The organism is Parvularcula sp. IMCC14364 (genome assembly GCF_030758415.1).
GTDB lineage: Bacteria > Pseudomonadota > Alphaproteobacteria > Caulobacterales > Parvularculaceae > Aquisalinus.
Map to the genome: position 1 here is coordinate 1,029,853 of NZ_CP132334.1, position 25,089 is coordinate 1,054,941.

General features: G+C 53.8%; 16 protein-coding genes. 10 read left to right on the forward strand and 6 right to left on the reverse strand.

Annotation, left to right across the window (positions count from 1 at the left end):
- Positions 1-62 precede the first annotated feature (62 nt).
- The 4 genes from RAL90_RS04965 to RAL90_RS04980 form a co-directional block, all read right to left on the reverse strand.
- Positions 63-4,190, reverse strand: a complete 4,128-nt coding sequence (locus RAL90_RS04965) for a hypothetical protein (protein ID WP_306253416.1) — start codon at positions 4,188-4,190, stop codon at positions 63-65.
- Positions 4,191-4,203: 13 nt separating this feature from the next.
- Positions 4,204-6,489, reverse strand: a complete 2,286-nt coding sequence (locus RAL90_RS04970) for a hypothetical protein (RefSeq protein ID WP_306253417.1) — start codon at positions 6,487-6,489, stop codon at positions 4,204-4,206.
- A 7-nt stretch (positions 6,490-6,496) separates the two neighbouring features.
- Positions 6,497-8,650 (reverse strand): heme-binding protein, encoded by a 2,154-nt coding sequence (locus tag RAL90_RS04975; protein WP_306253418.1) that lies wholly within the window; start codon positions 8,648-8,650, stop codon positions 6,497-6,499.
- Positions 8,651-8,752: 102 nt separating this feature from the next.
- Positions 8,753-10,108, reverse strand: a complete 1,356-nt coding sequence (locus RAL90_RS04980) for a multiheme c-type cytochrome (protein ID WP_306253419.1) — start codon at positions 10,106-10,108, stop codon at positions 8,753-8,755.
- Between the two features lie 165 nt (positions 10,109-10,273).
- On the opposite strand from RAL90_RS04980, the gene RAL90_RS04985 reads away from it, so the two are divergent.
- The 5 genes from RAL90_RS04985 (at position 10,274) to RAL90_RS05005 (ending at position 18,100) form a co-directional block, all read left to right on the forward strand.
- A complete protein-coding gene (locus RAL90_RS04985; protein WP_306253420.1) occupies positions 10,274-12,718 on the forward strand; it encodes an NAD(P)-binding domain-containing protein in 2,445 nt (814 codons plus the stop codon).
- Positions 12,719-12,724: 6 nt separating this feature from the next.
- A complete protein-coding gene (locus RAL90_RS04990) occupies positions 12,725-13,612 on the forward strand; it encodes a hypothetical protein (protein ID WP_306253421.1) in 888 nt (295 codons plus the stop codon).
- Positions 13,613-13,619: 7 nt separating this feature from the next.
- Positions 13,620-15,545 (forward strand): cytochrome c3 family protein, encoded by a 1,926-nt coding sequence (locus tag RAL90_RS04995; RefSeq protein WP_306253422.1) that lies wholly within the window; start codon positions 13,620-13,622, stop codon positions 15,543-15,545.
- Positions 15,546-15,612: 67 nt separating this feature from the next.
- Complete coding sequence (locus tag RAL90_RS05000) at positions 15,613-17,628, forward strand: heme lyase CcmF/NrfE family subunit (protein ID WP_306253423.1); 2,016 nt, start codon at positions 15,613-15,615, stop codon at positions 17,626-17,628.
- A 10-nt stretch (positions 17,629-17,638) separates the two neighbouring features.
- Positions 17,639-18,100, forward strand: coding sequence for a cytochrome c-type biogenesis protein (locus RAL90_RS05005; protein ID WP_306253424.1), 462 nt, complete (start codon positions 17,639-17,641; stop codon positions 18,098-18,100).
- Between the two features lie 14 nt (positions 18,101-18,114).
- On the opposite strand, the gene ccmI is transcribed toward RAL90_RS05005, so the two are convergent.
- Positions 18,115-19,293 (reverse strand): c-type cytochrome biogenesis protein CcmI, encoded by a 1,179-nt coding sequence (ccmI, locus tag RAL90_RS05010; protein ID WP_306253425.1) that lies wholly within the window; start codon positions 19,291-19,293, stop codon positions 18,115-18,117.
- 129 nt (positions 19,294-19,422) lie between these two features.
- Between ccmI and RAL90_RS05015 the strand changes: the two genes are divergently transcribed.
- From RAL90_RS05015 to gdhA, 3 genes are all read left to right on the forward strand, one after another.
- Positions 19,423-20,070, forward strand: a complete 648-nt coding sequence (locus tag RAL90_RS05015) for a glycosyltransferase family 2 protein (protein ID WP_306253426.1) — start codon at positions 19,423-19,425, stop codon at positions 20,068-20,070.
- Positions 20,071-20,078: 8 nt separating this feature from the next.
- Positions 20,079-20,726, forward strand: a complete 648-nt coding sequence (locus RAL90_RS05020) for a hypothetical protein (protein ID WP_306253427.1) — start codon at positions 20,079-20,081, stop codon at positions 20,724-20,726.
- Positions 20,727-20,861: 135 nt separating this feature from the next.
- Entirely contained in the window at positions 20,862-22,220 is a 1,359-nt protein-coding gene (gene gdhA, locus RAL90_RS05025; protein ID WP_306253428.1) for an NADP-specific glutamate dehydrogenase, read from the forward strand.
- Positions 22,221-22,372: 152 nt separating this feature from the next.
- Here the strand turns inward: gdhA and RAL90_RS05030 are convergent, their stop codons facing one another.
- Positions 22,373-23,791: a D-alanyl-D-alanine carboxypeptidase gene (locus tag RAL90_RS05030; RefSeq protein ID WP_306253429.1), complete on the reverse strand. Its 1,419-nt coding sequence runs from the start codon at positions 23,789-23,791 to the stop codon at positions 22,373-22,375.
- A 280-nt stretch (positions 23,792-24,071) separates the two neighbouring features.
- Between RAL90_RS05030 and RAL90_RS05035 the strand changes: the two genes are divergently transcribed.
- Both RAL90_RS05035 and RAL90_RS05040 read left to right on the forward strand, forming a co-directional pair.
- Complete coding sequence (locus RAL90_RS05035) at positions 24,072-24,524, forward strand: phasin family protein (RefSeq protein WP_306253430.1); 453 nt, start codon at positions 24,072-24,074, stop codon at positions 24,522-24,524.
- Positions 24,525-24,621: 97 nt separating this feature from the next.
- Positions 24,622-25,017 (forward strand): DUF1499 domain-containing protein, encoded by a 396-nt coding sequence (locus RAL90_RS05040; protein WP_306253431.1) that lies wholly within the window; start codon positions 24,622-24,624, stop codon positions 25,015-25,017.
- Positions 25,018-25,089: the final 72 nt, after the last annotated feature.

A 25,089-nucleotide genomic window follows, 5' to 3' on the forward strand; every position in this document is an offset into this window, starting at 1 on the left:
GACAAAAGGAGCTGCGCTTTCCAGGAGCGCAGCTTTTCATTTTGGTGACATGATCTATCAGATCACTCGGGCAGGTAACTGCCCATGTCTGGTGTGTCGTTTACGGTGAAGATTTCGCCATCATCATCAAGGAACAGGTCTTCCATCTCTGTCCGGGTGAAAGGTCTTGATCCCAGTCGCCCAAAGACAGCCATCTGATGACCTGTTTCATCCACAGCACGGTCACGATCCAGCCCCTTGGAAAGCGCAAGCGCGGCTGATTTGGTGCGCTTCCAGGCAATCAGTTCCGGGTTGGGTGCGGGGGAGAAGCCATAGAAATTTGGCTGCAATGTCGGGCTTGTCAGCTGCAGCAGTTTGAAGCCGTTCACACCGTCCGCAACATAGGCAAACAGGGAAGCATTGGTGGTGGCCACCATCACGTCTCTGGCATCAGAAAGCTTTCCGTCCAGCGTAACCTGCTGGAAGATTTCAGGCTCCTCCGCCTTTTCAATATCGACAATGACCAGGCCTTCGCTGCCTGCGGCAACATAGGCATATGTTCTGGCAAGATAGACCTTATGCGCATCCGCAAACGGAACAGTTGCAGACGGGATGTGCACAGGCGCATCAAGTGTCGTGATATCCATCAACTCCAGGCCATTTGCCGTCGTCACCCACAGATAGCGGAATTGGACAGCGGTTGCGCGGGCATCATCCAGCGGAATGGTGCCCTTGTGAACAGGCTGAAGCGGATCATCAAGATCAATGATGGCGAGGCCTGCATCTGTTGTGATGTAGGCAATATAGCCAGCAAGAGTGATGTGACGTGCACCGCTGAGAATTGCCCCTTCATTCCAGGTCAGTTGACGTTCAAGGAAGTTGTTCAGTGGATCACCATCAGCCATTGTATTTACATCAACCAGGATCAGGCCTTCTTCCGAGTCCACGACCACAGCGTAGTTGTAGATAGGGTGGAACGGTTGCTCCTGATTATCGACGCGCATCAGGTCACCAACATTGCGCTCTGGCGCAATCGGCTGGGTGGTCGGCAGGGCCATGCAGGTTGCATTATTGGTCTTCACATGTGTGTCGTGACCAAGTGGAGAGAATGGCGCGGTGATGGAGCGTTCCGAGAAGCCTTTGTTGCCGATGCTGGCAATGTCATAGACACGGAAGCCTCCTTTGCCTTCAGCAACAAACAGGTATTCACCACGATGCTGCAGGCAGTTGACGGCACCTTGAGTATCCTGCCGGACATTGGCGATCTCTTCCAGGGCACCGGTTTCGCCAGACCCCTTGTTGTCCAGATCGAAAATCCGGCCACGGATCCAGTTTACGAGTTCCCGATCATTCTGCTCGACATGCTTCTCGAAATAATCCGGATAGGCATAACGATGAAGGTAGGAGCCGAACACAGCCTGTGGCTCATCCCATTCAGTCACCCGGATGGCTTCATAGGCGTCCGCAGTACCAACCCAGGTATGCAGGCCGACAAAATTCACGAAGTTTGTACCAAGCAACAGGAGCTGCGCCATAATCGCGTTATTGTCATTCTCTTCAGAGACGTGACAATCCGTACAGGTCTTTGTTTCTGTCAGACGGACCGTGTGCGGGAAGTGTGGTGCAAAGGCCTGTGAGGAATATCCTGAGGCTGCAATAGGTGGTTGCTGCACATAAATCCGTTCACGGTTTACGTTTGTGGAAGACAGAACAAGTGCTGATGTAGATCGGACAGGGGCGACGATGTTGTCTTTTGTTGTTTGGTGCTTACCCAACTGGAACATCTGATCACGGGCAACCTGAGGGTTATAGGTCGCATAGTTTCGCGTGGTAGTCCCCTCGAACTTGTTTTCTTCAACCTTCCAGTTGGCCTCAATCGGCAAATGACAGCCCCCGCAGGAAGTCGTCCAGGAGAGGTGACATGTATAACAGGCCATATCGTCATCATCATGTGCCCGCTCTGCTTTTGTGGCCCCTGGGCCCCAGAGGAAATCGCCATTAGCGTTTCGCGTATCGGTTACGAGCTTGGCGCGCGCAGATTTGTCATTGAAATCAGGGTGGTCTCTGTTCACAGAATCCTTGACCAGGGACATTTCCCATTCAACAGAAGGATCAATAATCGAGCGCTGGATCAAGGCACGTTGGCCATCGCGTGTCACCCATTCAAACCGGCGGCGGCCATCAGGGTTACGCAAGGCAGAAAGGTCTGTGCCGCCCGGACGCGCTGCAACGTTGGATGTGCGCAAGGTAGGGTAGGCATCTGCTGTGCCGTGACAGTCACGGCAGCGTATTTCGACCGCATTGGCGACTTCACCGTGAATATAGCCATTGCCATGACTGTCCTGTGCAAAGTGGCAGTCTGCGCATTGCATACCGACTTCAGCGTGAATGGACATCATGTGAACGGCCTTGCCCGGATTGGTACCAGGCGGCACAAATTTTGGCTCATCGCCTTTGCGCCATTTTTCAGGATCGTCATTCTCAACGATATTGCCTTCGGCATCGAGGAGATTGCCATACCGGTCACGCTTGAAGATGGCGCGGAAATTCCAGCCATGCCCGTGATAGTCAGCGAACTGTGTGTCTTTAAGCTGCGGATTCAGGTCATACACATTGCGCAGGAATTCCGGGTCAGACCATTTGCCCCGGACAGCGGCACCTTCCGGGTTACGATCCAGAATCTCGCGTTGTTCGGCGATGGTTGGGTAGCGTTGTTCTTCCGGCCACATGAATGGGGCATCGGATTCGTAATCCCACATTGTGTAGCCGTAATATGTATTCAGGAACATGTTGGGCTGGTGCATGTGGCAGTTCATGCACAATGATGTCGGGATTGCCCGTGTAAATTCGTGGCGCAGCGGATGGCCGCTGACATCATGCGGAATTGTCGGGTCCTTGGTTACGGATGTCCCGTCTCGGCCATATTGCGCGTAGACCATGGAGTGACGGATTTCACGATCGTTGGCGTAGACTACGTGACAGGATGCACAACCGGAACTGCGATAGTCACCCTGCTGTTCATTTGTCCCAAAGAACCATGTGAAGGGATCATTCAGACGTGTCTTGTGGATGTTGAGGACAGGAATCGCCACACGCAAACCGGTGCCGGGACCACGGTTTGACTGCCGCAAATCAGGCCGACCTGGCTCCTCAAGGCGCTGAATAAGGCCAAGGGAGTTCGGCAGACCAACTTCGGCAAACTGTGTGATGACATTCCGGCCGCCACGTTCAAAGACGCGGAAAACATCGGCGGGTGGTACAACCTGCCATGTCGGCAACGTGCCAAGAGCAGGCAGCGCCCCGCGCGCCAGCGCGTTCTCGGGCGGTATCTTGTCACAGCCCATCAGGTCGAGAATGGCATTGGGTTCTGTGCGTTCTACGCCCGGAGAGCACAGGCCGGCAGCGGTTCCATCCCGCGTATAGGCTTCACCAATCACGTAATTCTTGAATGGCAGGATGCCGTTATTATACGCCGCACCGCCCCAGAGCATGGCACCCGTGGCCATCAGAGAACGTTCAGCTGCCTGAATGATTTCGATATGGCAAGCACCGCAAGCTTCGCGGGCTACCCTGTAATCAGATGGATTAACGAAGCGGATATATTCTGGCGCTTCCTTGTTAAGGAGTGTGTAGGAGCGTTCGGGATTAGCGGCAGAGGGCCAGTGCCAGCTTTCAGGATATGTGGGCAGAACATGCGCCGCATTGCGGTATTTCTCGAAATCGTTTTTGGGGGCAAAATAGTCACCGTCTTTTTTGCTGCCGCCATGCTCTTTACCGTCATGGCCTGACCCGGCATGGCCATCATCATGATGTCCGGCACCATCGCCATACTCATCCTTGTCATGGCCGCCTGCGTGCTCACCACCATGGCTGATATTGGCTTTTGTCAGATGTGCAGGCCATTCCACATCTTCCGGTAGGAACACGGTTGCATCGCCGCCGTGACAGTCCGTACACCCAAGGTTGATACCGGGTGTTGCGTGCATGGAGGGTTCGTCTGTTTCAAGGTGACAGCTCATGCAGCCATCACTCTTGGCGCGCACCATCTCAAGTGTTTGAGATTTGGGGGCGTTGGGCGCCGTGACATATGTCACTTTTTGCGGCTTTTCCTTGTCGCCAGCTGCATATGCGGGCGACAAGCCAACAAGGCTTATCACACCTGCTGCCAGCACAAGCAGTCTGGTTAAATTGATCGTGCTTCCAGTAAGCATACGGACAAGCCCCCTAATAAGTCACAGTGCCGTTGAACAGGATGGAATAATAATAATCATCCCGTTCCTTGTTCTCGAACAAATCATCAAATCCATCTCCGGGCACAAGCGCTGCGCCAGAAAGGCGGAAAACAAAATTCTGAATAAATCTCGGCCGATAGATGGTTGAGACAGAAACATCCCAGCCAATATCCTCGGCAATGTTCCCCTGTATGCGCAAGGCTTCGAGGGAGCTTGTATCTTCAAACCATAAGTGGTTCGCGTTGAGCGAAATGCGCAATGGCGGTGTCACGTCGAAGTCTGCGCCAGCCCCAAGCAGGATTGTACCCGGATTGGTGAAATTAGACTGGCCCTGTTCCTTGGATGAGCGCAGCGAATTCAGGACACCATTGCGCCCGTTGACGCTGATAACGCGGCCACCACCGGCAAACGGTATGGTCTGGCGTATCCAGTAGCTGGTATCGGCACCTGCAAACTGGGGGTTTTCGAAAATGGCATCAAAGCCCTTTTCTTCATCATCATACGGATCATCATCGCCACTTGCATACATGCCTGACAATCTGAGGCGGATCCAGTTGTAATCAACGGAAGGCTCAACGGCGACGAAATAGGCATTAATGTCCGCTGGCTGGTCCGTAAAGATGCTGTTCCGGTTCTCTCCCAGTGCGTAATACACTGATGAAGTCCAGTTCATCCGTTTCCAGCGACCATCCATGTTATAGCCAAGATACACAGCGTCATAATCTCGCCCGCGAATGCTGCCGAGCAGGGCAGGGCGGACCGGGAAGCCGTTGTCATCAATCTGCACATCGTCTTTTTCCCGGTTCATATTGTAGACAATGGTGCCCTGGCTCGTCATGCCAGGGAACGGGAAGTCCTGACGAAAGGCATTGGCGGCGAAGACGTAATCATCACGCAGCGCAGATGTTATGTCATTGAGACCGGAGTTGGTGTCTTTCTCAAGCCGGGCGAATGCTGCAAGATTGTATTGCCAGCGGTTGTTGTCCCGGTTGCCAAAGAAACGGATGCCGAACTGGTTGTCCTGAAACAGAAAGCCACGGAAATCCGTGTTGAAAGGCTGAATGCCGAATCGCAGGGAATCAAAGTCATACCGGTCCGAGACGTTGCGGATGTGATAGTCCACAAAAGCTTCCTGAATACCAATCCAGCCGTCGCGGCGTGTTGAACCCTTGCTGGGCTCCACAAACAGGACACGCTTTTCGTTGATATCCACATAATTGTAGTTGAAGGCAGCCGTGATCCGGTATTCGTAATCCTGCGGCTTGAAAGCAGTCGAACCTTTGATGAGGGCTGCCTGGGCAATAAAGGTCTGCGCCGCCACAAAGCTGTAGGCATCGCCAAACACGTCAAGGCGGCCCGGTAATTCGGTGGTCTGCACACCGACTGGCACAGGGAATGTCCGAGGTTCAATAATCGTGTCAGAGATACCGCTGAGAGCAATGAACCAGTCATCTGTACCCTTGATGGGCCGGTCGCCTTTGAGGGTGTTTTGCCCATACGGGTTGAGCAGGTTGTGATTTACCAGGCCAAGATTGGACGCAAGTCGCCAGCGATCCGGTATCGGAACAGGATCACCGACAAGATCGTATGCTGTCGGCGGCTGGATACCGTCAAGATTTGGGGGAGCGACCCGGTTTTGCTCACCGATACGGGCAGGACGACCAGGGCGACGGCGAATGCCACCATTGATGGTGTCGCGTGTCGCAGGATCATATTCATCTGGATCATAATAGACCTGCGTTGCCAGATTAAGCTGCAACGGCGAACTGGCCAGAGAGCGATTGATGTCCGCAACGATGCTGTCTGCGCTCCAGTCTTCGGTTTCGACATAGAGGGCCGTTCCGTCCTCGACGCTTCCTTCAAGCGCTGCTTCGAGATCAGATAACAGTCCGTCATCAGGTTGAGCATCTGTGCTCTGCGACTGGTTCTGGCGCCGGGGTGGCTGCATCAGGGCCAGAGCGATGATTGCTTCATCCGGTTCATCGCTTGAGGCTTGTGTAGCCGTGCCGTGTGACTGTCTTGCCGCCCAGGTGTCCTGTATGTCGAATTCCACCGACGCGTATGTCGCAACCGGTGTCAGGTCCATCTGGAAGGACTCATCGGCGAGTGTATAGTTGATATCCGCCAGAATGGAGTCCGCACTGAGGTCAGTTGCGGTGCCAGCAATATCATTCTGCAGACTTGCTTCACTGCCGGGTATATAGCTGCAGCCGCAAACCAGTGCTGCAAGACTGGTGGAAAGAAGCAGGCGAGGGGAATTCATTTTATCGCGCAGCATGTGGCCCTCACTTCCCTTGGCAAACATTTTGAGCGTCAGAATCAACAAACGGGGTAAACGGACAGTTGATATAGCGCAGACGAATTTCTTCTCCGTTAACCGGCACGACAATATTGTCGGCACGAATCTCCGGCGGTGCGTTGTTGATGGTGCCCAGACGCAAGCCCGCATTGTGCAGGCCGAGGAATGAAATCATGTCGTCCTGGTCAATCCCGTCACCGGACACGCCAATGCCGCCGACGAGCTCGCCATCACGATAGATTGGCACACTACCCGGGAAAATCTGGATGCCATTCTGCAGCCGGTTTTCTCCTACAGCAGACGGATTGTCTGCTTCCGGCAGGAAAGTGCAGACCGGGGCTGTGTCAGTAGGTGTGATATCACGCAGGAAGGCGGCATGTTCGATCACATTGTCCAGTACCAGATCAATCTGCAGACCGGTTGCAAACGGGCTCCAAGTATCGATTGGCAGAGAGAGCGGCCCGTTAACGGTATTGACTTCCCCATCCGGAAAATAGGGCCGTGAGAGGTTCCCGCCAGAGCGGTCAGCAAAAGCAACCGTACCTGTCAAAGCCGTCTGGTCATTCAGGAAATCACGTACAATCTGAGTGTAGTCACGCTCCAGAGGGTCCGGAATGAACTGCCCTGATACGGCATCAGGGTTGGCCCGCGCAAAATCGCCGACAGGACTGGTGCCTGTATTCTGCAAGTCATCAGCTGCATTGGGACCAGAAAAGAAAGCGGCTGTGCGTGCCTTTTGCAAGGAAACGTCGGTGCCGAAAATCGGCGCATCCGGCCCGCGAATGACGCCGAGAATTTCGCCATTGGTGTCAACGATGGAGATGGTGACCTGCGCCAGGCTATTGAGAGGCTGGCGGATCTGTCCCCGGGCCTGAGCCATGATACCGAAAGATTCTTCCAGCAGGACACTGACCTCATTTGCCGTCAGTGGGGCGGAAACAGTGCCGGCGTCTGTCCCGGCTATCGGCGGATAGCGATTGTTGCCGAAACCGTCACTGAGCACATAGGCGTCCGGATTGGAGAATTCGGCAGGGGTAACAGCCCGGAAACCGGATTCTTCGGAGCCATAAGCCGTGCCTGCGCGTACGGTTACGCCCCCTGCATTCTCATAATAGCTCTTAACGGGTGTGAGTTGCCCCTCAACCCCATTGATGCTGGCAAATGACGGTACCGTAGAAGCATCAGTCATCAGATCATTTTCGGTTGCGTCCGAAAAGCGCAGGAATGTTCCGTCAACGGAAATGCGCCCGGCGCGGATATTGGTCGGCGCTGCGAAGCCGACAGCGCCAGCTATCGCGATCAGCTCTTCAATATCTGTGTCCAGGTCGAGTGTGTTGGTATCGAAGCCGTAATCATTGTCGGCAGAAACGCCGATAGCGCCCACGACAACACCGTTCTTGTAAAGAGGGATGCCGCCTGGGTCAGCCGCCAGCCCGAGTGGAGAGCGCTTGGGGCCGATCAGGGCGCCGCCAAAGCCGGTTGCGCCAAACTGCGACTGTGTATCGAGCCGCCGTGTGTTCAGGTCAGAGCAGGGCAGCTGACTGAACTGCACCCCAAAAAGAGGGCCGCTTTCAAGCCCGATGGTCGTTGGAGCAGGGGGGAAGTGTTCCTGCACAATCTGGCTCGCTGTGCGGGTTGTAAAGGCATTGCCCTGGGAGGAAAGGTAGGCTCCTGTGACTGCTTTTGCGATGGCTGTGACAGGGCGCGGCACAATGGTAATGCCCTGTACACCGCGATTATCTTCAGGATTAACAGCGAAATCCACATTGGGACCGGAGCGGAGTGGTTCGACTGAGTTTTCAAAAGTGCTGAGGTCTGTAACAGTGTCGTCACTCGGGTCACTGTCGATAGTCCCGTTCATGGAAAAAACGGCCAGCACGTTGCCAACGCGGTCGACAACAGCGATTGAGGCCGGAATGTTGCGGGCAGAGGCTTCTGCCACGGCCTGTGCCAGAACGGTTTCAACGTCCGCGACGGTAAGGTTTTCCTGAGCAGGAATATCAAACGTCGCCTTCGGGCTTGGGGGCGTTCCTTCATTCGGGGCCGGCGCAGGATCGCTGCCGCCGCCGCCACTACACGAAACAACCAGCAATGCTGCTGATCCCAAAAGTAAGGATTTCAGGCTCGACCTTACTGTCATCTCAAATATACCTCCCCCAACGCCATCGGCTCAGGATCTCCAAATTCAGTTCACATCAGACAGCCTCGGACACAGGCTGCGAAAAATAACGACTTCTGGCAATCAAAGCTGCCGTAACTGGCTTTGCACGCGCCGGATAGCATTGCGCATCCGAGCAAAATCATATCGGTTCGGATCATCCACTGCAGCATAGGCGTCATCCAGCGCAGGCATGATTTCATCGACGGTTTCGGCCCCGAGCATACTCTCGGTTTCCAAAGCATCAAGGAACGTGCCAATCGCGATTACAGCCTGTTCGGCAGCGGCGTATTCGGTATAGGTGGAGGAAAGGCTGTCATTGACAATATTGTCCATGATCTCAAGCATTTCGCCCCGACCAAACTCTGCTTCAGCCATGGTTGCAGACAGTTTGCCGGCAATCGCAGACAGGTTCTGTGTCGCAGCAGCGTAGTTACCACCGGTTTCAGAGACAGTTTTGTGGAAACGGACACCGGCCTGGCGCAGTTCCCGGTCCATCTCCGGCGCGACGACTTTCACAGCGGCCCGCAGCATGATCATATTGGCGTCATTGAACACTGGAACACCTGGCCCCAGCTGGCGATTCGGGTTTGGTCGCCATGTGGGCCGATAATCAGGCTCATTGGAAAAAGTAACGTGACAGGCATGGCAATCGAAGAAGATCAGTTCTGGGAAAGCACCGTTCCGGCCCAGCTTTGGATTGGCAAACAGTTCCAGCTGGTTCTGCAGCGCGATAGCCTGACCAACGGCCCAGATTTTTGCGCCATTCGAGTAATCTTTCCGTTCTTTGTAGTCATCATCTTCATCATGGTGCTCTTGCAGGCTGGTAAACAGATCAAGCTCAAATGAAATCCGCGGGTGTCCAGCCCCCATGATGCGGTGTGTGATGAACTGGTTAGGTTTGTCCGAGCCCAGGTGACAGCCGAGGCAAAGTTCAGCGCGTGCCGCCGGGTCTTCGGTTGGATACAGACCATCAGCAATGTTCTGTGCGTGAGTACGTCCGGCCGCATAGTGACTGGTCAGCCAGTTTTCTGCGCCGCCGTGACAGGCCTCACAGCCGACGCCTTCGGTAATATCAAAGCGCTCCCCGCGCTGGTCTTCCGGGACAAAATCAGCGTGGCAGGCAAGACATTCCTCTGCTTTGTGCGCAGGCCCAATGCCCAGATTGCGGGCAATCACACGGGATTTGTCACTCAGCAATACCTTGTAGGCGCGAGAATGAGCCCCTGTAATGCTTGATTGGTCCTGCCAGATTACGAATTCGTCCTGTCTGACGGTCGTTCCGGTGGGGGAGGGGCGGCTGTGGCAGGTAGAGCCACTACATGAGAAAACACCTTCATGGACAAGGCCATCCACAAGCGGTGTCTTGGTTTCCTGTGCGATTGCCTCGCCGCCAAGCATGACAGCAAGGAAACCCAACATAATAATGCGCAGTTTCATGCAGAGCCCCCCTTCGAACCTCTTGCTAACATATCCCAGAGTTGGGGGTTTGTTAACACCGCATTTCACGTTTTGAGTGATAATATCTCAAAGTTTTCGTGGCGAAGCTATTTCAAACCGGATTTCTTTTAGCTATAGTGTTTTCGAACTAAGGGGAGACATCGAGTGGGGCAACTCTACAAGATTGCAATCGTTGGCTCTGGTCCAGCCGGCCTGAGTGCTGCTGTCCATGCTGCGAAGCTTGGCATTTCTCATGTGCTGCTTGAGAAAACCGACCACCTTTCCGATACCATATATAAGTATCAAAAAGGCAAGTACGTCATGGCGACGCCGGAAGTACTTGTTCTGCGTTCGGATATATCCTTTCAGGCTGGTAAAAGAGAGGAAATCCTTGGCACATGGGACAGTGAATCTGAATTTCATCAGACCAATGTTCAGTATAATGCGGATGTCAACAAGATCACGGGTGAGCGCGGCAATTTCAAAATTGAAACTGCAGCAGGTGATACAATCATGGCGGAGCATGTTGTGCTCGCGATTGGCACCCAGGGTAACCCGAACAAGTTGAGATGCCCCGGTGGCGACCTGCCATTTGTGCAGTACCAGCTTGATGACCCGAAAGAATATTTTGACGAAAACATCATCATTGTCGGTGGTGGTGATGCCGGTATCGAGAACGCGCTGGGCCTGTCTGAAGATGCCGGTCAGGGAAATAATGTTGTCCTGCTGCAAAGGAGCAACGGTTTCCCGCGATCTAAGCCGGCCAATGTATCGCTGCTTGAAGACGCCAAGGCGCAAGGCAAGCTGGACTTCCTGATAGGCACGACGCCGCTCAAGCTGGAGCCCGGCGTGATGACCGTCGAGACACCTGATGGGCAGGCAGAATTGCCTGTAGACCGCGTGATTGCCCGTCTCGGCAGTGCCCCGCCACGTCGCTTTGTTGAAGATATCGGGATTGAATTTACCGGCCCTGACCGGGATGCGCTGCCGGTCCTCTCGGAAGTGTTTGAATCAAGCACACCCGGCATTTTTGTTGTTGGGGCGCTGGCCGGTTATCCGTTGATCAAGCACTGCGCGAACCAGGGCTATGACGTTGTCGAATTTGTCAATGGCAACACTGACCTGAAACCTGCTGATGAACCAATCCTGCGCGATATATTCAAGGACCTGCCCGGCGGCTACGAAGTATCCGAATGGCTGGAAATCCTCCGTAACAAAGTCGATATTTTCCGCGATGTTTCCATCCTTCAGCTGCGTGAATTCATGCTTGAATCCACCATGCACTACAAAAAGAAGGGTGAAGTAGTCTTCAAGCGGAATGAACTGGGTGACTCCCTGTTTGCCGTTGTCGGCGGTACCGTCAATGTAGAGATCAATCCCAACGACCCGAGTATTGTGGTGCCGCTGGGGGACGGGGAAATATTTGGCGAAATCGGCCTGATTTCCGGTCGTCGTCGTGGCGCGACCATCCGGTCAGATGCCCCGTCAATTCTTGTGGAAATGCCGGCGCGCGCCGCTAAAAAACTGATTGCGACAATCCCTTCGGTGAAACGTGCTGTGGATGAAATCGCGACAGAGCGTCAGATCAAACAGATTTTCGGCAACGACATCTCCCCGGAATGGGTCGATCGCCTGAAAGAAACGTCCGAGATGCTGGAATTGAAGTCCGGCGAAACCATTATCCAGGAAGGTGAGGTCAGTACAGACGTCTTCATCATCCGCTCGGGCAGTGTGATTGTTGAGAAAAATATTGGCGGCAAGGAGATCTTCATCTCCTACGTGGCTGCTGGCGCGCTTATCGGTGAGATGGCTTTGTTTGAAGAAGGCAAGCGCACAGCGACGGTTCGCACAACGATCAAATCTGAAATCATCAAATTGCAGGGCGATATTTTCAGCGCCATGATGGAAGAGCGTCCGATGATCCGCAAGCGGATCGAGGAAACGATCGCAGCGCGGCGTGAAGTTAACTCATTCATCGAATCACAAAAGAGCGGTTTTGGTTCTGTTGTGGATATGTATTCCTCAGTCGCCAACTTCCTCCTTGAAGAAGGCCTCGGGGAGGCGACAGACGCCTTGCTGATTGATGAGAGCCTGTGTGTCGGCTGTGACAACTGCGAGGTTGCCTGCGCCGAAACCCATCAGGGTATTTCGCGCCTCGACAGGGAAGCTGGCAAGACCTACGCCAACATTCACGTGCCAACATCCTGTCGCCACTGCGAGCATCCGCATTGTATGGGGGATTGCCCGCCAGATGCCATTCGTCGTGCGCCAGATGGGGAGGTCTTCATCAACGAAACCTGCATCGGGTGCGGCAACTGTCAGCGTAACTGTCCTTACGGCGTTATCCAGATGGAGCGTGTGCCACCCAAAAAGCCGGGGCTGTTACAGTGGCTCCTGTTCGGGGCAGGGCCAGGACCGGGGCAGCCCAGCAAGGCATGGGTCAACAAGGTTTCTTCAGAAGAAGAGAAAACAGGCATGAAGGTCGCGGTGAAATGTGACATGTGCAAAGGGATCAAAGGCGGTCCTGCCTGCGTCAGGGCCTGTCCGACGGGTGCTGCGATCCGGGTTTCACCGGAGCAATATCTCAACGTCGCGCAGCGCAAGGGGTAATCTGAAATGGCTCAGAAAAACGGGAACAAGCGCTCTCATCGTGATGATGCCCAGCATGAGAGTTTCCTGCGGCACCAGAACTTCATGTATCTTAAATGGGCGCTGTTCATCTGCCTGATTGCAGTTGTGGCCTATTTCCTGATTGATCCGACACCGCGCCATAATGGTGGGACATGGTACGGCTACACTATGGGTACGATCGGTGCGCTGCTGATTGTCTGGTTGACCATGCTCGGTGTGCGCAAGCGCGCGATTACGGCCGGCAAGTGGAGTCTGAAAGGCTGGACATCCGCCCACGTATATCTCGGCCTTTCCCTGACCGTTATTGCAACCTTGCATACCGGCTTTCAGTTTGGCTGGAATATCCACACACTAGCCTATGCATTGATGATGCTGGTGATTATCTCCGGCGCGTTCGGCATCTATTTCTATGCCAATATCCCGCGTGCCATGAGTGAAAACAGGGCTGAGACCACGCAGGCGGAAATGATCCAGCTTTTGAATTCTCTGGATGATCAGCTTGAAGATGCGGCCCGACCACTTTCTGCACAATATGTTTCTGACGTTCAGAGTGCCATCAATGACACCAAAATTACTGGTGGTCTGTTCACCCGCTTATCCGGGCGAGTCAATAAATGTGCGACAGCACGGGCGCTGGCAAGGCTGCGTGATGCCGCAGACGGCTCCGGCGGGACAATGGTTGATCAGTATGGTGAAGACCTGAGCTCTGCCATCAGCATTCTCGACAGAAAGTCTGTGATGCTGAACCGTGTGCGGCGACACATCCGGTACAAGTCATTGCTCGAATTGTGGCTCTATATTCACGTGCCTGCGACAATATTTCTCCTGGCTGCACTGACAGCTCATATTCTTAGCGTATTCTTCTACTGGTAGGGCGGTCATGACTTTTATCATCAGAAAAATTCGACGTCGTCCCAATGGTCAGGAAGTGGTTCGTGATCAACCTGTCAACAAAACAGAGTTGACGGTCGGCAGGGCGACAGAATGCGACATATACCTGCCGGACCTGACAGTCAGTCTCAATCACGCGACGATTGAAGCTGCCGGGACCAGCATTCGCGTACAGGCCACCAGCGACAGGCCGATCAAGGCAAAAGGTAAATTCGGGACCAGGTTCGTCTTCCCCTCAAAGGATGAAACCACCATCAAGATTGGTCCTTACCAGATCAAAATTTACAAGGAAGACGGCAATGATGCGATCATTGTCGCGACCGAGCGGACAGAAGAAAAAAGCCAGATGCTTCAGCCAGAGGATGAAGAGAAGATCTTCAGCCTCAAGAAAGCTGTCATTGGCAAACGCTCCCATGCCTGGTTCTGGGCATTGGTGACCCTGTTTGTGGCCGTCGTAGCGCCGCTTTATTATTTCTATAGCGACCGTAAGGCTGATGTCTCTAACCCGATTGAGATTCGGGCAGACCAGGAATTGATCGGCACACGTGTAGATCAGCTCTGGCTTTCCGGGCCAATGTCACTGGCACATACCAGTCTGGCTGATAACTGTAATGCGTGTCACCTTAATGCCTTTGAATCCGTACAGGATGTGACCTGCCTGTCATCCGGCTGTCATGATGGTATCAGAAACCACGCCGAGCAGGATGATCTCTGGGCCTCCAAGCCGCCTTTGTCTGCCGGTGAGGAAATCCTCCGCACCGTGGCACAGGCCACCGGCAAGAACGAGATGGCCTGTGGTTCGTGTCACATGGAGCATAACGGGCGTGAGGGGATCATCCTCACTTCTGAAAATACATGTAATGATTGCCATGCCGAGATGGACACCAGGCTAGCCAGCACAGAGCTGATCAACGTCAGTCACTTTGATGTTGACCATCCAAATTTCCGACCCACAGTGATCACGGAGCCTCATTTTGATAATCCGGTGACCGCGCGGATCAGTCTTGACGACAATCCGAAGTCATATTCCGGTCTGAAATTCCCCCATGATATTCACCTCGAGGCAGGCGGGGCCGTTGCCAAACAGGCAATCGACCTTGCTGATGAATGGGGATTTGAAGAGGTTCTGGGGTGCGAGGACTGTCACCAGACAAACGCAGCCGGTGCCCTCTTCCTGCCTGTAAACATGGAAGAGAATTGTGGCATGTGCCACTCTCTCGCGTTCGATCAGGACCCTGAAACGGGTTATGTCCGGACATTGCGCCATGGCGAGCCGCAGGATGTGATCGCCAGTATGCAGGATTTCTACAACTCCTCTGCTGCACGCCTCTTTGATGAAGCAAACACAGGTGGGTCCACGCGCCGCCGCCCTGGCGATGTTGCGCAGTTGCGGGAAGATAACAGGCTTGTCGACTCTCTTGTCTTTGCAAGTGACCGTGCGAAACAGCGCGTTGCAGAAATCTTCAACGAAGGCGGTGCCTGTTATGACTGCCACGTTGTTGTTGAGCCGGAAGATGGTGATCCGTTGAAATATGATATTTCACACGTATCCGTCGAAGAGCAATTCATGACGAAAACGACTTTCCACCACGAAAGCCACGACTTCATGAACTGCCTCGACTGCCACGAGGCTGAGACATCAGACAGTGCAACGGATGTGCTGCTACCCGGCATTGATAACTGTCTCGACTGTCACCGCGGCGAGACGACGGTGAACTTCATCCCGTCCAGTTGCCTGATGTGCCATGAATATCATGATGATACCCATCAGCCATTCATGACACCACACAACTCCTCGCGGTCACGCCACGCTTCCTTGTGGCCACGACGCGAAGATGCCGTCGCCTCAGCCGATGACAGCCTGCCACAAAGTGTTGTTGTTGCGGCTGACACAATGGATGTTATGCAGGATTGATAGTATTCACCCGGTCAGGCTTCATACAGATTGACTGGGTGCCGCAGCCAGCTAGATAATTGAGATTATGATAACTGAGATTGGTCACTATGCGCTGGTGCTTGCCCTCATTGTGGCAATCGGTCAGACAATCATCCCCCTTCGGGCCGCCCATATTGGCGATAACAAGGGTATGGCGTTTGCCAAAAACGCGAGCATGGCGCAGTTCATTCTGGTGCTGGTCGCGTTTCTGGCTCTTATGCATGCCTATGTAACTTCGGACTTCAGCGTCGAGAATGTCTATCAGAACAGCCACTCGGAAAAGCCGATGATCTACAAGATCGCCGGTGTCTGGGGAAACCATGAAGGCTCGATGGTTCTCTGGATATTGATGCTGTCTTTTCTGGGTGCCCTGGTTGGTCTCTTTGGCGGTAATCTGCCACCCTCCCTGCAGGCGCGCGTCCTTGGTGTTCAGGCCCTGATCGGTGCTTGTTTTCTGGCTTTTTCCCTGTTCACATCCAACCCCTTTCTCCGGATGGACCCTGTGCCGGTCAATGGGACAGACCTGAATCCGCTATTGCAGGACCCTGGTCTCGCTTTTCACCCACCATTTTTGTATCTGGGTTATGTGGGCATGTCCGTCGCGTTTTCTTTCAGTGTGGCAGCCCTTCTTGAAGGTCGCGTGGACCCTGCATGGGCCCGCTGGGTTCGCCCGTGGACCTTACTCGCATGGTCAAGTCTCACCCTTGGCATCGCCATGGGATCATGGTGGGCCTATTATGAACTCGGCTGGGGCGGCTACTGGTTCTGGGATCCGGTTGAAAACGCTTCTCTCATGCCCTGGCTTGCCGGCACAGCACTGCTCCACAGCGCTATTGTGGTCGAGAAGCGCAACACGCTGAAGCTCTGGACCATTTTGATGGCCATTACCGCGTTCTCGACGTCATTGCTTGGCACATTCGTGGTGCGCTCAGGCGTTCTGACAAGTGTGCACTCATTCGCCAATGACCCGGACCGGGGCGTTCTGCTGTTGGGAATTTGTATTCTCCTCACAGGCGGGGCGTTTGTTCTATACGCCCTGAAGGGACACGCCATGAAAGCGGGCGGGACTTTTCAGACGGTCAGTCGTGAGTCAGCCCTTATACTGAACAATCTGTTGCTTTCCGTCATTCTGTTCATCGTGCTCATTGGCACCTTCTGGCCGACTATTGCCGAATTGATGACTGGTGAGCGGATCACTGTTGGCCCGCCATATTACAACATCCTGACTATTCCGCTGATGATGCTTCTCGCGGCGGTTATGGCTTTCGGCATTCTGCTGCCCTGGAAGAGGGGAGACATGAAAACCGTTTCAGGCCGTCTCAAATGGGCTGGGGGCCTGACGGTCATATTCACACTCACCGCCTTTTACCTGTCCGGGTTCACCAACATTCTGGCCATCGTTGGCTGTCTGATTGGTTTCTGGATCATGCTGAGTACACTGACGGATGTCGCGCTGCGCATGAAGCTGTTCCAGACACCGGTCAAGACCAGCCTCAATCGTGCTGCGGGCTTTCCGCGCGCTTTCTGGGGCGGCTCACTGGCCCATTTTGGTGTCGGCGTCTGTATAATCGGCATGGTTGGAACTTCTCTGTGGGTTACAGAAGAACAGACCATCATGAAGCCGGGCGACGTCATTGATGTGGCCGATTACCAGCTCAGAATGGAGCGCATCGAGATCCTGAATATCGCCAACTACGAAACTGAAATGGCGACATTCAGCCTCATCAAGGATGGGACAGTCATCAGCATGGTCCAGCCGGAGCGCCGCTGGTATCCTGTTGCTCAGCAGCAGACAGTCGAAGCTGCCATTCTGCCGCGCTGGTCATCTGATATATATGTGGCCATCGGGGAGCCTCGCGGCGAAAATAACGAGGCACGTATCGTGCGCGCCTATTATCATCCGCTTGTGATGTATCTCTGGGGCGGCTCTGTGCTGATGGCGTTTGGCGGTATTGTTTCGTTGACTGATCGTCGCTATCGCGTTGGTGCACCAAAGCCGAAACAGGCAAAATCAACGGCGCCGCAGGGGAACACATCACCTGTTGCTGTGCCTGCAGAATGAAGGCAGAGGGATGAAGCGGTTTCTTCTTATCATCTTGCTGGGGGCCTTCTGGCTCAGTCCTGCGCTCGCGATTGACCCGGATGAAGTGCTTGAGGACCCCGCCTTGGAAGAGCGTGCGCGGGAAATCTCAAAGGGCTTGCGCTGTGTCGTCTGCAAGAACCAGTCAATCGACGAGTCTGACGCCATGCTGGCAAAAGATTTGCGCATCCTTGTGCGCGAGCGGGTCGCCGCCGGGGACAGCAATGAAGAGGTAACGGACTATGTTGTGGACCGATACGGTGAGTTTGTTCTGCTGCGGCCACGCTTTTCACCAAAAAATCTTGTTCTGTGGATTTCCCCAATCATTATGCTGATGATTGGTGGTGGACTTGCTGTATACTTCCTGCGGTTACAAAAACAGCCGGATATCAAAGTCGCCCCGTTAAGCGCCGAAGAACAAAAAGAGCTGAACCGTCTCAATAAAGACGCATAATCAACTCCAGAATCTTAGCGTCCCAGCGCCGCTTTTGCATCCGCATCATCAGGTGACAACCGCAGCACTTGTTCATAGGCCGCCCGCGCTTCTTCCGTCCGGCCAAGTGTGCCGTAAGATCTTGCCAGCATTTTCCAGCCAGAAAGGTCTTCCGGGTCTTCAGCGAGCCGCGCGGCGAGGCCAGCCACCATGCCCTCAATCATCTGGCTTTGTTGGTCACTTGTCATCTGCTGCGCGGCCTGAATATCTGCGGCAGTTGGCCCGCGCTGAGGCTGGGGTTGCTGTACAGGTGGAACAGTCGCAGAGCCGGTCTGCTGAGCCCGGCTGATAACGGACCCGAAATCACCATCAGAAACAGCAGCAAGTTGTTGGCGCACGACTGGCAGCCATGGCGCGTCAGGCGGTGATATGCTGATCAACCGCTCCCAGTCTGCAACCGCGGCAGGGACGTTTCCTTGCTGTGCCTTGGCAAGCGCCAGATAGTAAACTGCCTGCGGGTCATTCTCGTTCTCTGACAGAAAGGCTTCAAAGATTGACCTGGCTTCCTGACTGACCATGCCACCATTGCCCACAACCAGGGTCTCGGCATACTCGGCGGCCAGTTGTCGGTCGCGCCCGCCCACAACGCGATTGGCTTCCCGGTAGGCCTCAATCGCTTCATCATAGCGATTGAGGTTGATGAGTGAGCGCGCCAGCAGGGCCCAGCCCTCCGCGTCTTCAGGATTAGCCGCCAGGCGCTGGCGCAGGGAGCCGATCATGTCATTCATCCCTGAATGCATACCGTCTGCAGCGGATGGGGCGCTGGCGAGATCAATGCGCTCAGCAAAGGGAGAAGCAGGCTGGTCCGGGCTGCCATTGGTGAAATAGACGATGCCAGCAAGAATGGGCATAAGCCCGGCAAAACTGAACAGCAGAATTGGCGGCCCGTTCTTTGTCTGCGCTTTTTCCTCCTGCACAGCTCTCGCTTCCAGCAGCATGCGTCGCTCGATTTCAAGTTTGGCTGCTTCGCGTTCCTCCGGCGCGATCACCCCGCGGCTTACATCCCGGTCCAGTTCTGAAAGCTGATCGCGGTAAACCGTCAGATTATATTCGCTGGTCCCCGCCTGTTCTGTCTGTCCGCGACGCAAATACGGAATGACAAGCATCGCAACAGCGCAGAATGTCAGCAGGGCACAGACCAGGAACAGCAGCATCTTCAAACCTCGATAAAATCTACGCAAGACATAGGGCAGCAAAGCCGTCTTGAACAGACTTCTTGATCAACTCAAGTCTCTCGCCGCTCTATCTTGATCGGGCAAGGGGGTGCCCCTAAGGTCCGCCCTATGGATCGAAAAGTTGCTATCTGTACGCCGATACACCGTTACACTCATGCGGATTTTACAGCCTCGCTCATCAAGACCTATCGCGCCGTGAAGAAGCCGGAAAATCTGGCCTGGCTGAACATGGTCGGTAACGCCAATCTCGCGCAGGCCCGCAATATTCTGGTTTCCGAAGCGATCAGGCGCGGCGTGGATGATGTTGTCTTCATCGACTCCGACATCGGCTGGGAGCCGGATGCCTTTGCGGCGCTTTTTGAGGCGCCTGATGACTGTCTGATTGTCGCTGGCGCCCCCCAGCGGCGGGATCAGCAGGATATCAAGTTTTGCAGCGTCGTTGATGATAAAAAGGCAACCAATGGGCGACTTGTCTCCGGTATAGCGGCGACAGCATTCATGCGTATAAAGTCGGGAGTTTTTGCTTCCCTGAAATATGCAGAAGCCTATCAGCACCCTGACGGTGAAACCCGCGCATGGTTTGATTATGTGCGTTATTATAACAAGGAACATGGTGTCAGCGGTTTCATCAACGAGGATTATTATTTCAGCATGAAGTGCAAGGAGGAGGGGGTCGAAAACTGGATCGACCCGACGATCCGGTTGCGCCATTACAACAATGTGGCCCTGACGGCGTGCATGGTTGATCACCTTTAAGGAATGTCATGGCCCGCAAAATAGCCATCTGTACACCAATCCATCGCAACACGGATGCAGATTTCACATCCTCTTTGCTGAAAACATTTCGCACAGTGAAGGAGCAGCTCGCCTGGTTGAATGTTGTTGGTCAGGCCAACATTGCCCATGCGCGCAACATCCTCGTGGCGGAGGCATTAAAGCGCGGGGCAACCGATGTCGTGTTTATCGATTCTGACATTGGCTGGGAGCCGGAAGAATTTATGAAGCTCTTCGCCGCGCCGCAGCACTGCCGTATTGTTGCCGGGGCACCACAGCGGCGAGACCCGAAAAATGTATCCTTCTGTTCCATTCCTGACCGGCAGCAAATGAAACGTGAGGGCAATCTGGTGTCAGGGCTGGCGGCAACAGCGTTTCTTCGCATACAGACGAGCGTTTTTGCCGAACTTGACTATGCCAGAACATATCATCACCCGGAGGGCACCTGTAAATCATGGTTCTTCCACGACATTGCGCCGCCGCGCGAAGGGGAGCCTGACGGGTTTATCGCGTCTGATTTCTATTTCAGTACCAAATGTACACAAGCCGGGATTGATGTCTGGATTGACCCGGATATTGAGTTGCGCCACTACGCCACCGTGCCGTTGACAAGTCGACTTGTTGATTACCTGACTTAGGCAATTAATCATTGTGCGGCGCAGCAAAACCTGCACGCTTTCACCACGCGGCGGTTAACCAAAAACTGCTTGCCAACTCAGGCAAAAGAGAGAAGTCTGGCGGCATTTCACAGAGAGAAAACAGGGGAGTGAAGAATGGCCGGTTCAAAAGCAGTCCAGAAAGAAGTCAAGGAATTCATGACAGGCCTCAAGCGGCGTAATCCGCATGAAGGTGAGTTTCATCAGGCCGTGCAGGAGCTGGTCGAGACAGTCATGCCATATTACCTTGATCACGATCAGTTTCGTAAATGGCGTATTCTTGAACGGATGACCGAGCCTGACAGAGTGGTGATGTTCCGCGTCACCTGGTCAGATGATACGGGCACGATCAGGGCAAACAAGGCCTGGCGGGTGCAGTTCAACAACGCCATCGGCCCTTATAAAGGCGGTATGCGTTTCCACCCGAGTGTGACGCTGAGCGTCCTGAAGTTTCTGGGTTTTGAGCAATGTTTCAAAAATGCCCTGACCGGTCTGCCCATGGGCGGTGCGAAGGGGGGGTCCAACTTCAATCCAAAGGGGCGCTCGGATCTTGAGATCATGCGTTTCTGTCACTCTCTGATGACGGAACTTTTCCGACATATTGGCGAGAGCAAGGATGTGCCGGCGGGGGATATTGGCGTTGGTGCGCGCGAGATCGGCTACATGTTCGGTCAATATAAGCGTCTTGAGAACAATTTTGTTGGTGTGCTGACGGGTAAAGGGCTTGAGTATGGCGGCAGTCTTATTCGTAAAGAAGCAACCGGATATGGCACCGTATATTTTGCCCAGAACATGCTGAACCACATTGATGACAGCGTCGAAGGCAAGGATGTTGTCGTTTCAGGTTCCGGTAATGTGGCAACTTACGCGATTGAGAAAGTGCTCCATTATGGCGGCAAGCCTCTCACGGCGTCAGACTCCGGTGGCAGTATCTATGACCCTGATGGCATTGATGAAGAGAAACTGGAATTCATAAAGCAGTTGAAGGAAGTCCGTCGTGGCCGGATCAGTGAGTATGCTGAGAAATACTCATCTGCCAAATATCTTGAAGGCAAACGCCCTTGGGGTGTTAAATGTGACATTGCCCTGCCATGCGCGACCCAGAACGAGCTGAATGCTGATGATGCCAAAGAGCTCATTGATAATGGCGTCAGAGTTGTTGCTGAAGGCGCTAACATGCCTTCGACGCTGGAAGCCGTGCATCACTTCCTTGATGCTGGTGTCCTCTTCGGCCCTGCTAAAGCGGCAAATGCTGGTGGTGTGGCAGTTTCCGGCCTTGAGCAGAGCCAGAACTCACTGCGTATTTCTTGGGATGCGGAGGAAGTTGATGGACGGTTGCAGAACATCATGAAAGACATTCATGCAAAATGCGTGAAATATGGCGAGGGCGATGGCAAGGTCAATTATGTTGCCGGCGCCAATATCGCGGGCTTTGAAAAGGTCGCAGCGGCGATGGTCGCATATGGTGTTGTCTGATTAAAGTCAGCGTGTTCTCGCACTTTAAGTGATACTAGGACTGAGAATACCCTGTCTTGCCAGACGGGGTATTTTATTTGGTACTGCTAATGCCTGCCTGTGAGGCTGGATCCAGTATTACAGGCAAAAAAATGATCTGGTTGAGACTGTCTCTAGTTTCCGGATGCGTCGGTTTCGCGCATCACGAAACATCCACCACCGTCAGCGATGATGGCAGAACAGACCAGAGATGACTGGTTCTCTGTCATGTAATTGAACCTGACACGATAGATCGATTTGCCATCCGAAATGATTTCGGAAATGACGGGGGAGGCGCCGATCAACAGTGTTGTGAATGCCTGCTGAATTTCTGCCAGTTCCGTATTCGCTCTGTCCTGCGTGCTGTACGCGCCAGTCTGAATACTCCAGATCAGGTCCGCTGTTGGCAGGTTTGCATCTGCATCACCTTGTGCGTAGGGACCTTCCTCATAGGCTTGCGCCAGCGACATGGCGTTGAGACGTTCGGTTTCAGTCATATTCTCGGTGATCAAAATCCCCATATCATCTGTGAGGCCCAATTCCGCCGCCCTGTTGGCCAGTTCGTACTGCATGGCTGTTGAGCCATTGACGGTAGGGGCATTGCCAATATCGTTGGCAGAAACCAGCTGATAGTCAGCTGGTGGCCAGACACCGCCAAGCGTGGCAAGGGTTGTCGGTTTCATGTTAGGTCTTGGTTTCGCGCGATAAACAGCACTGACCAGATACGGTTTTGCTGCAATATCCTTATACGCCTTGTCGAGAATTTCGCGCATATGGCGGTTGCGGGTCGTACCAGATCGACCGCCAAGGACGATACCAATCAACCGGTTGTCACCGCGCGTGATGGTTGTCGCAAGATTATAACCGGACATGCGGGTATAGCCGGTCTTCAACCCATTGGCGCCGTCAAAGCTGCCAACCAGCTTGTTATGTGTGTTGTAGGTGTTGCCCTTCCAGCTTAAATTTTCCTTCTGGAAATAGTGCCAGTATTGCGGAAAGTCCTGCATCATTCGCCGCGCCAGCACAGCCATATCGCGAGCGGTTGTGTATTGCTTTGAGTTTGGCAGGCCGGAGGCATTCCGGAACTGTGTTGAGCGCATACCCATGGACCATGCCTTGTTGGTCATTTTGGTGGCGAAGGCTTTCTCGCTTCCGGCAATTTTCTCCGCCACGACAACAGCCACATCATTGGCGGATTTGATGACCAGCGCGTTGATGGCATCTTCAACCTTGATGGTCTGGCCGCGCTTGAGGCCAAGGTCCGATGCAGGCATCGATGCGGCGTAGTGACTGGCGGTAAGTTTTGACTCCAGTGTCAGGTTGCCTTTTTCCAGTTCTTCAAACAGGAGATAAAGCGTCATGATCTTGGTCAGGGAGGCCGGATAGCGCCGCTGCGTGGAATATTTGTCGAAGAGAATATCGCCAGTATCCGCATGGATCACCAGCGCGGCATATTTACTGTTGGCCAGGGCTGGTTGCGCAGCGCCGATCAGGGTGAGGGCTAGTGAGGCGAGTAAGGCAGGCAAAAAGTTGAAAAAGCGAGGGGCCAGCACGTTATAACTCCTGTTTCAACTCATTCCCGCTTCGTGCCAGAATGATACTTTGTAACACTGCTTCTAGGCAACTTGAAATTGCTTCAATTCGGTAAACAGCGGGTTAATAAATCATTTACCAAGCTGATGTCTCAAGAAGCGGGCCAGTTTTCACACCAATAAAGTTTTGTGCGCTGCACAAATTCCACCTTGACAACACGCCTGATTCTCCACATATGTTGCAGCGCAACAAAGTGTCGGTTCGATTGGGCCGATGAAAAATAATTCAGGAGATACCGCGATGAGTGCAACTAAGAAAAAACCTGCTGCCGCATCAGCCGAGCAGTTTGAAGATTTTGCCGAGCAGGCAACAACATCAATGAAAGACGGCTTTGAAAAAATGTCAAAGGGCATGACTGACGTAAGCGAATTTTCAAAAGAAAATTTCGACGCTGTCATGGAATCCGCCACACATTACGCCAAGGGTGTTGAAGAAATCGCTGCTGACAATGCAGCTTTCGCCAAAGAGGCCGTTGAAAAATCTGTTGAGCAGATGAAGGCTGTTTCTTCTCTGAAAACACCACAGGAATTCATGCAGGCCCAGACAGATTTCGTGCGCACAGCATTTGAAACCAATCTGGCGCAAATGCAAAAATTTGCTGATGCATGGACAGCCACTGCCAAGACGGCTTCTGAGCCGCTGAGCAAGCGCTACACAGAAGTTGTAGAAAAAGCCCAGGGTTACCGCTTCTAGGCTGTTGCGTTACGCAGCATTGACAGTTTGAGTATCAGGGCCTGGCCATATGCGCCGGGCCCTGTTTGTTTACAGGACCACAATTCTGGAGGGCGCCATGATCAATTTCGAAACGCTGAAGCGCACACACAAGCCCAATAATTATCTGGTTGCAGACCGGGAAAACTGCCCGAATGCCCGGGCGGACCGCGAACCACCAGTTCTTGCGCATCCGCCCGCCACGGTTCATGCCGCCTGGGAGGCTGTCACGGCGCGTCAGGCGCGTACCATAAGAACCGATGGCGACAGTGACACCATGACCTATGAGTATGTCCAGCGTTCCGCCCTGTTTCGCTTTCCGGACACCATCACGATCCGCTTTCTTGACGCAGGCCAGGGGCGCACGAAACTCCTGATCTATTCGGCTTCCAAAGTTGGCTATTCTGACATGGGCGTCAATCGCCGCCGTGTATCTGACTGGCTCAGCGCCCTTGAAGCAGAGCTGCTCGCCTGACCCGACTGACGGGTTGCGCGAATTATTTACCGCCATGTGTTAAGTCGATGCTTGCAGAGTGTCGCCAAAGCC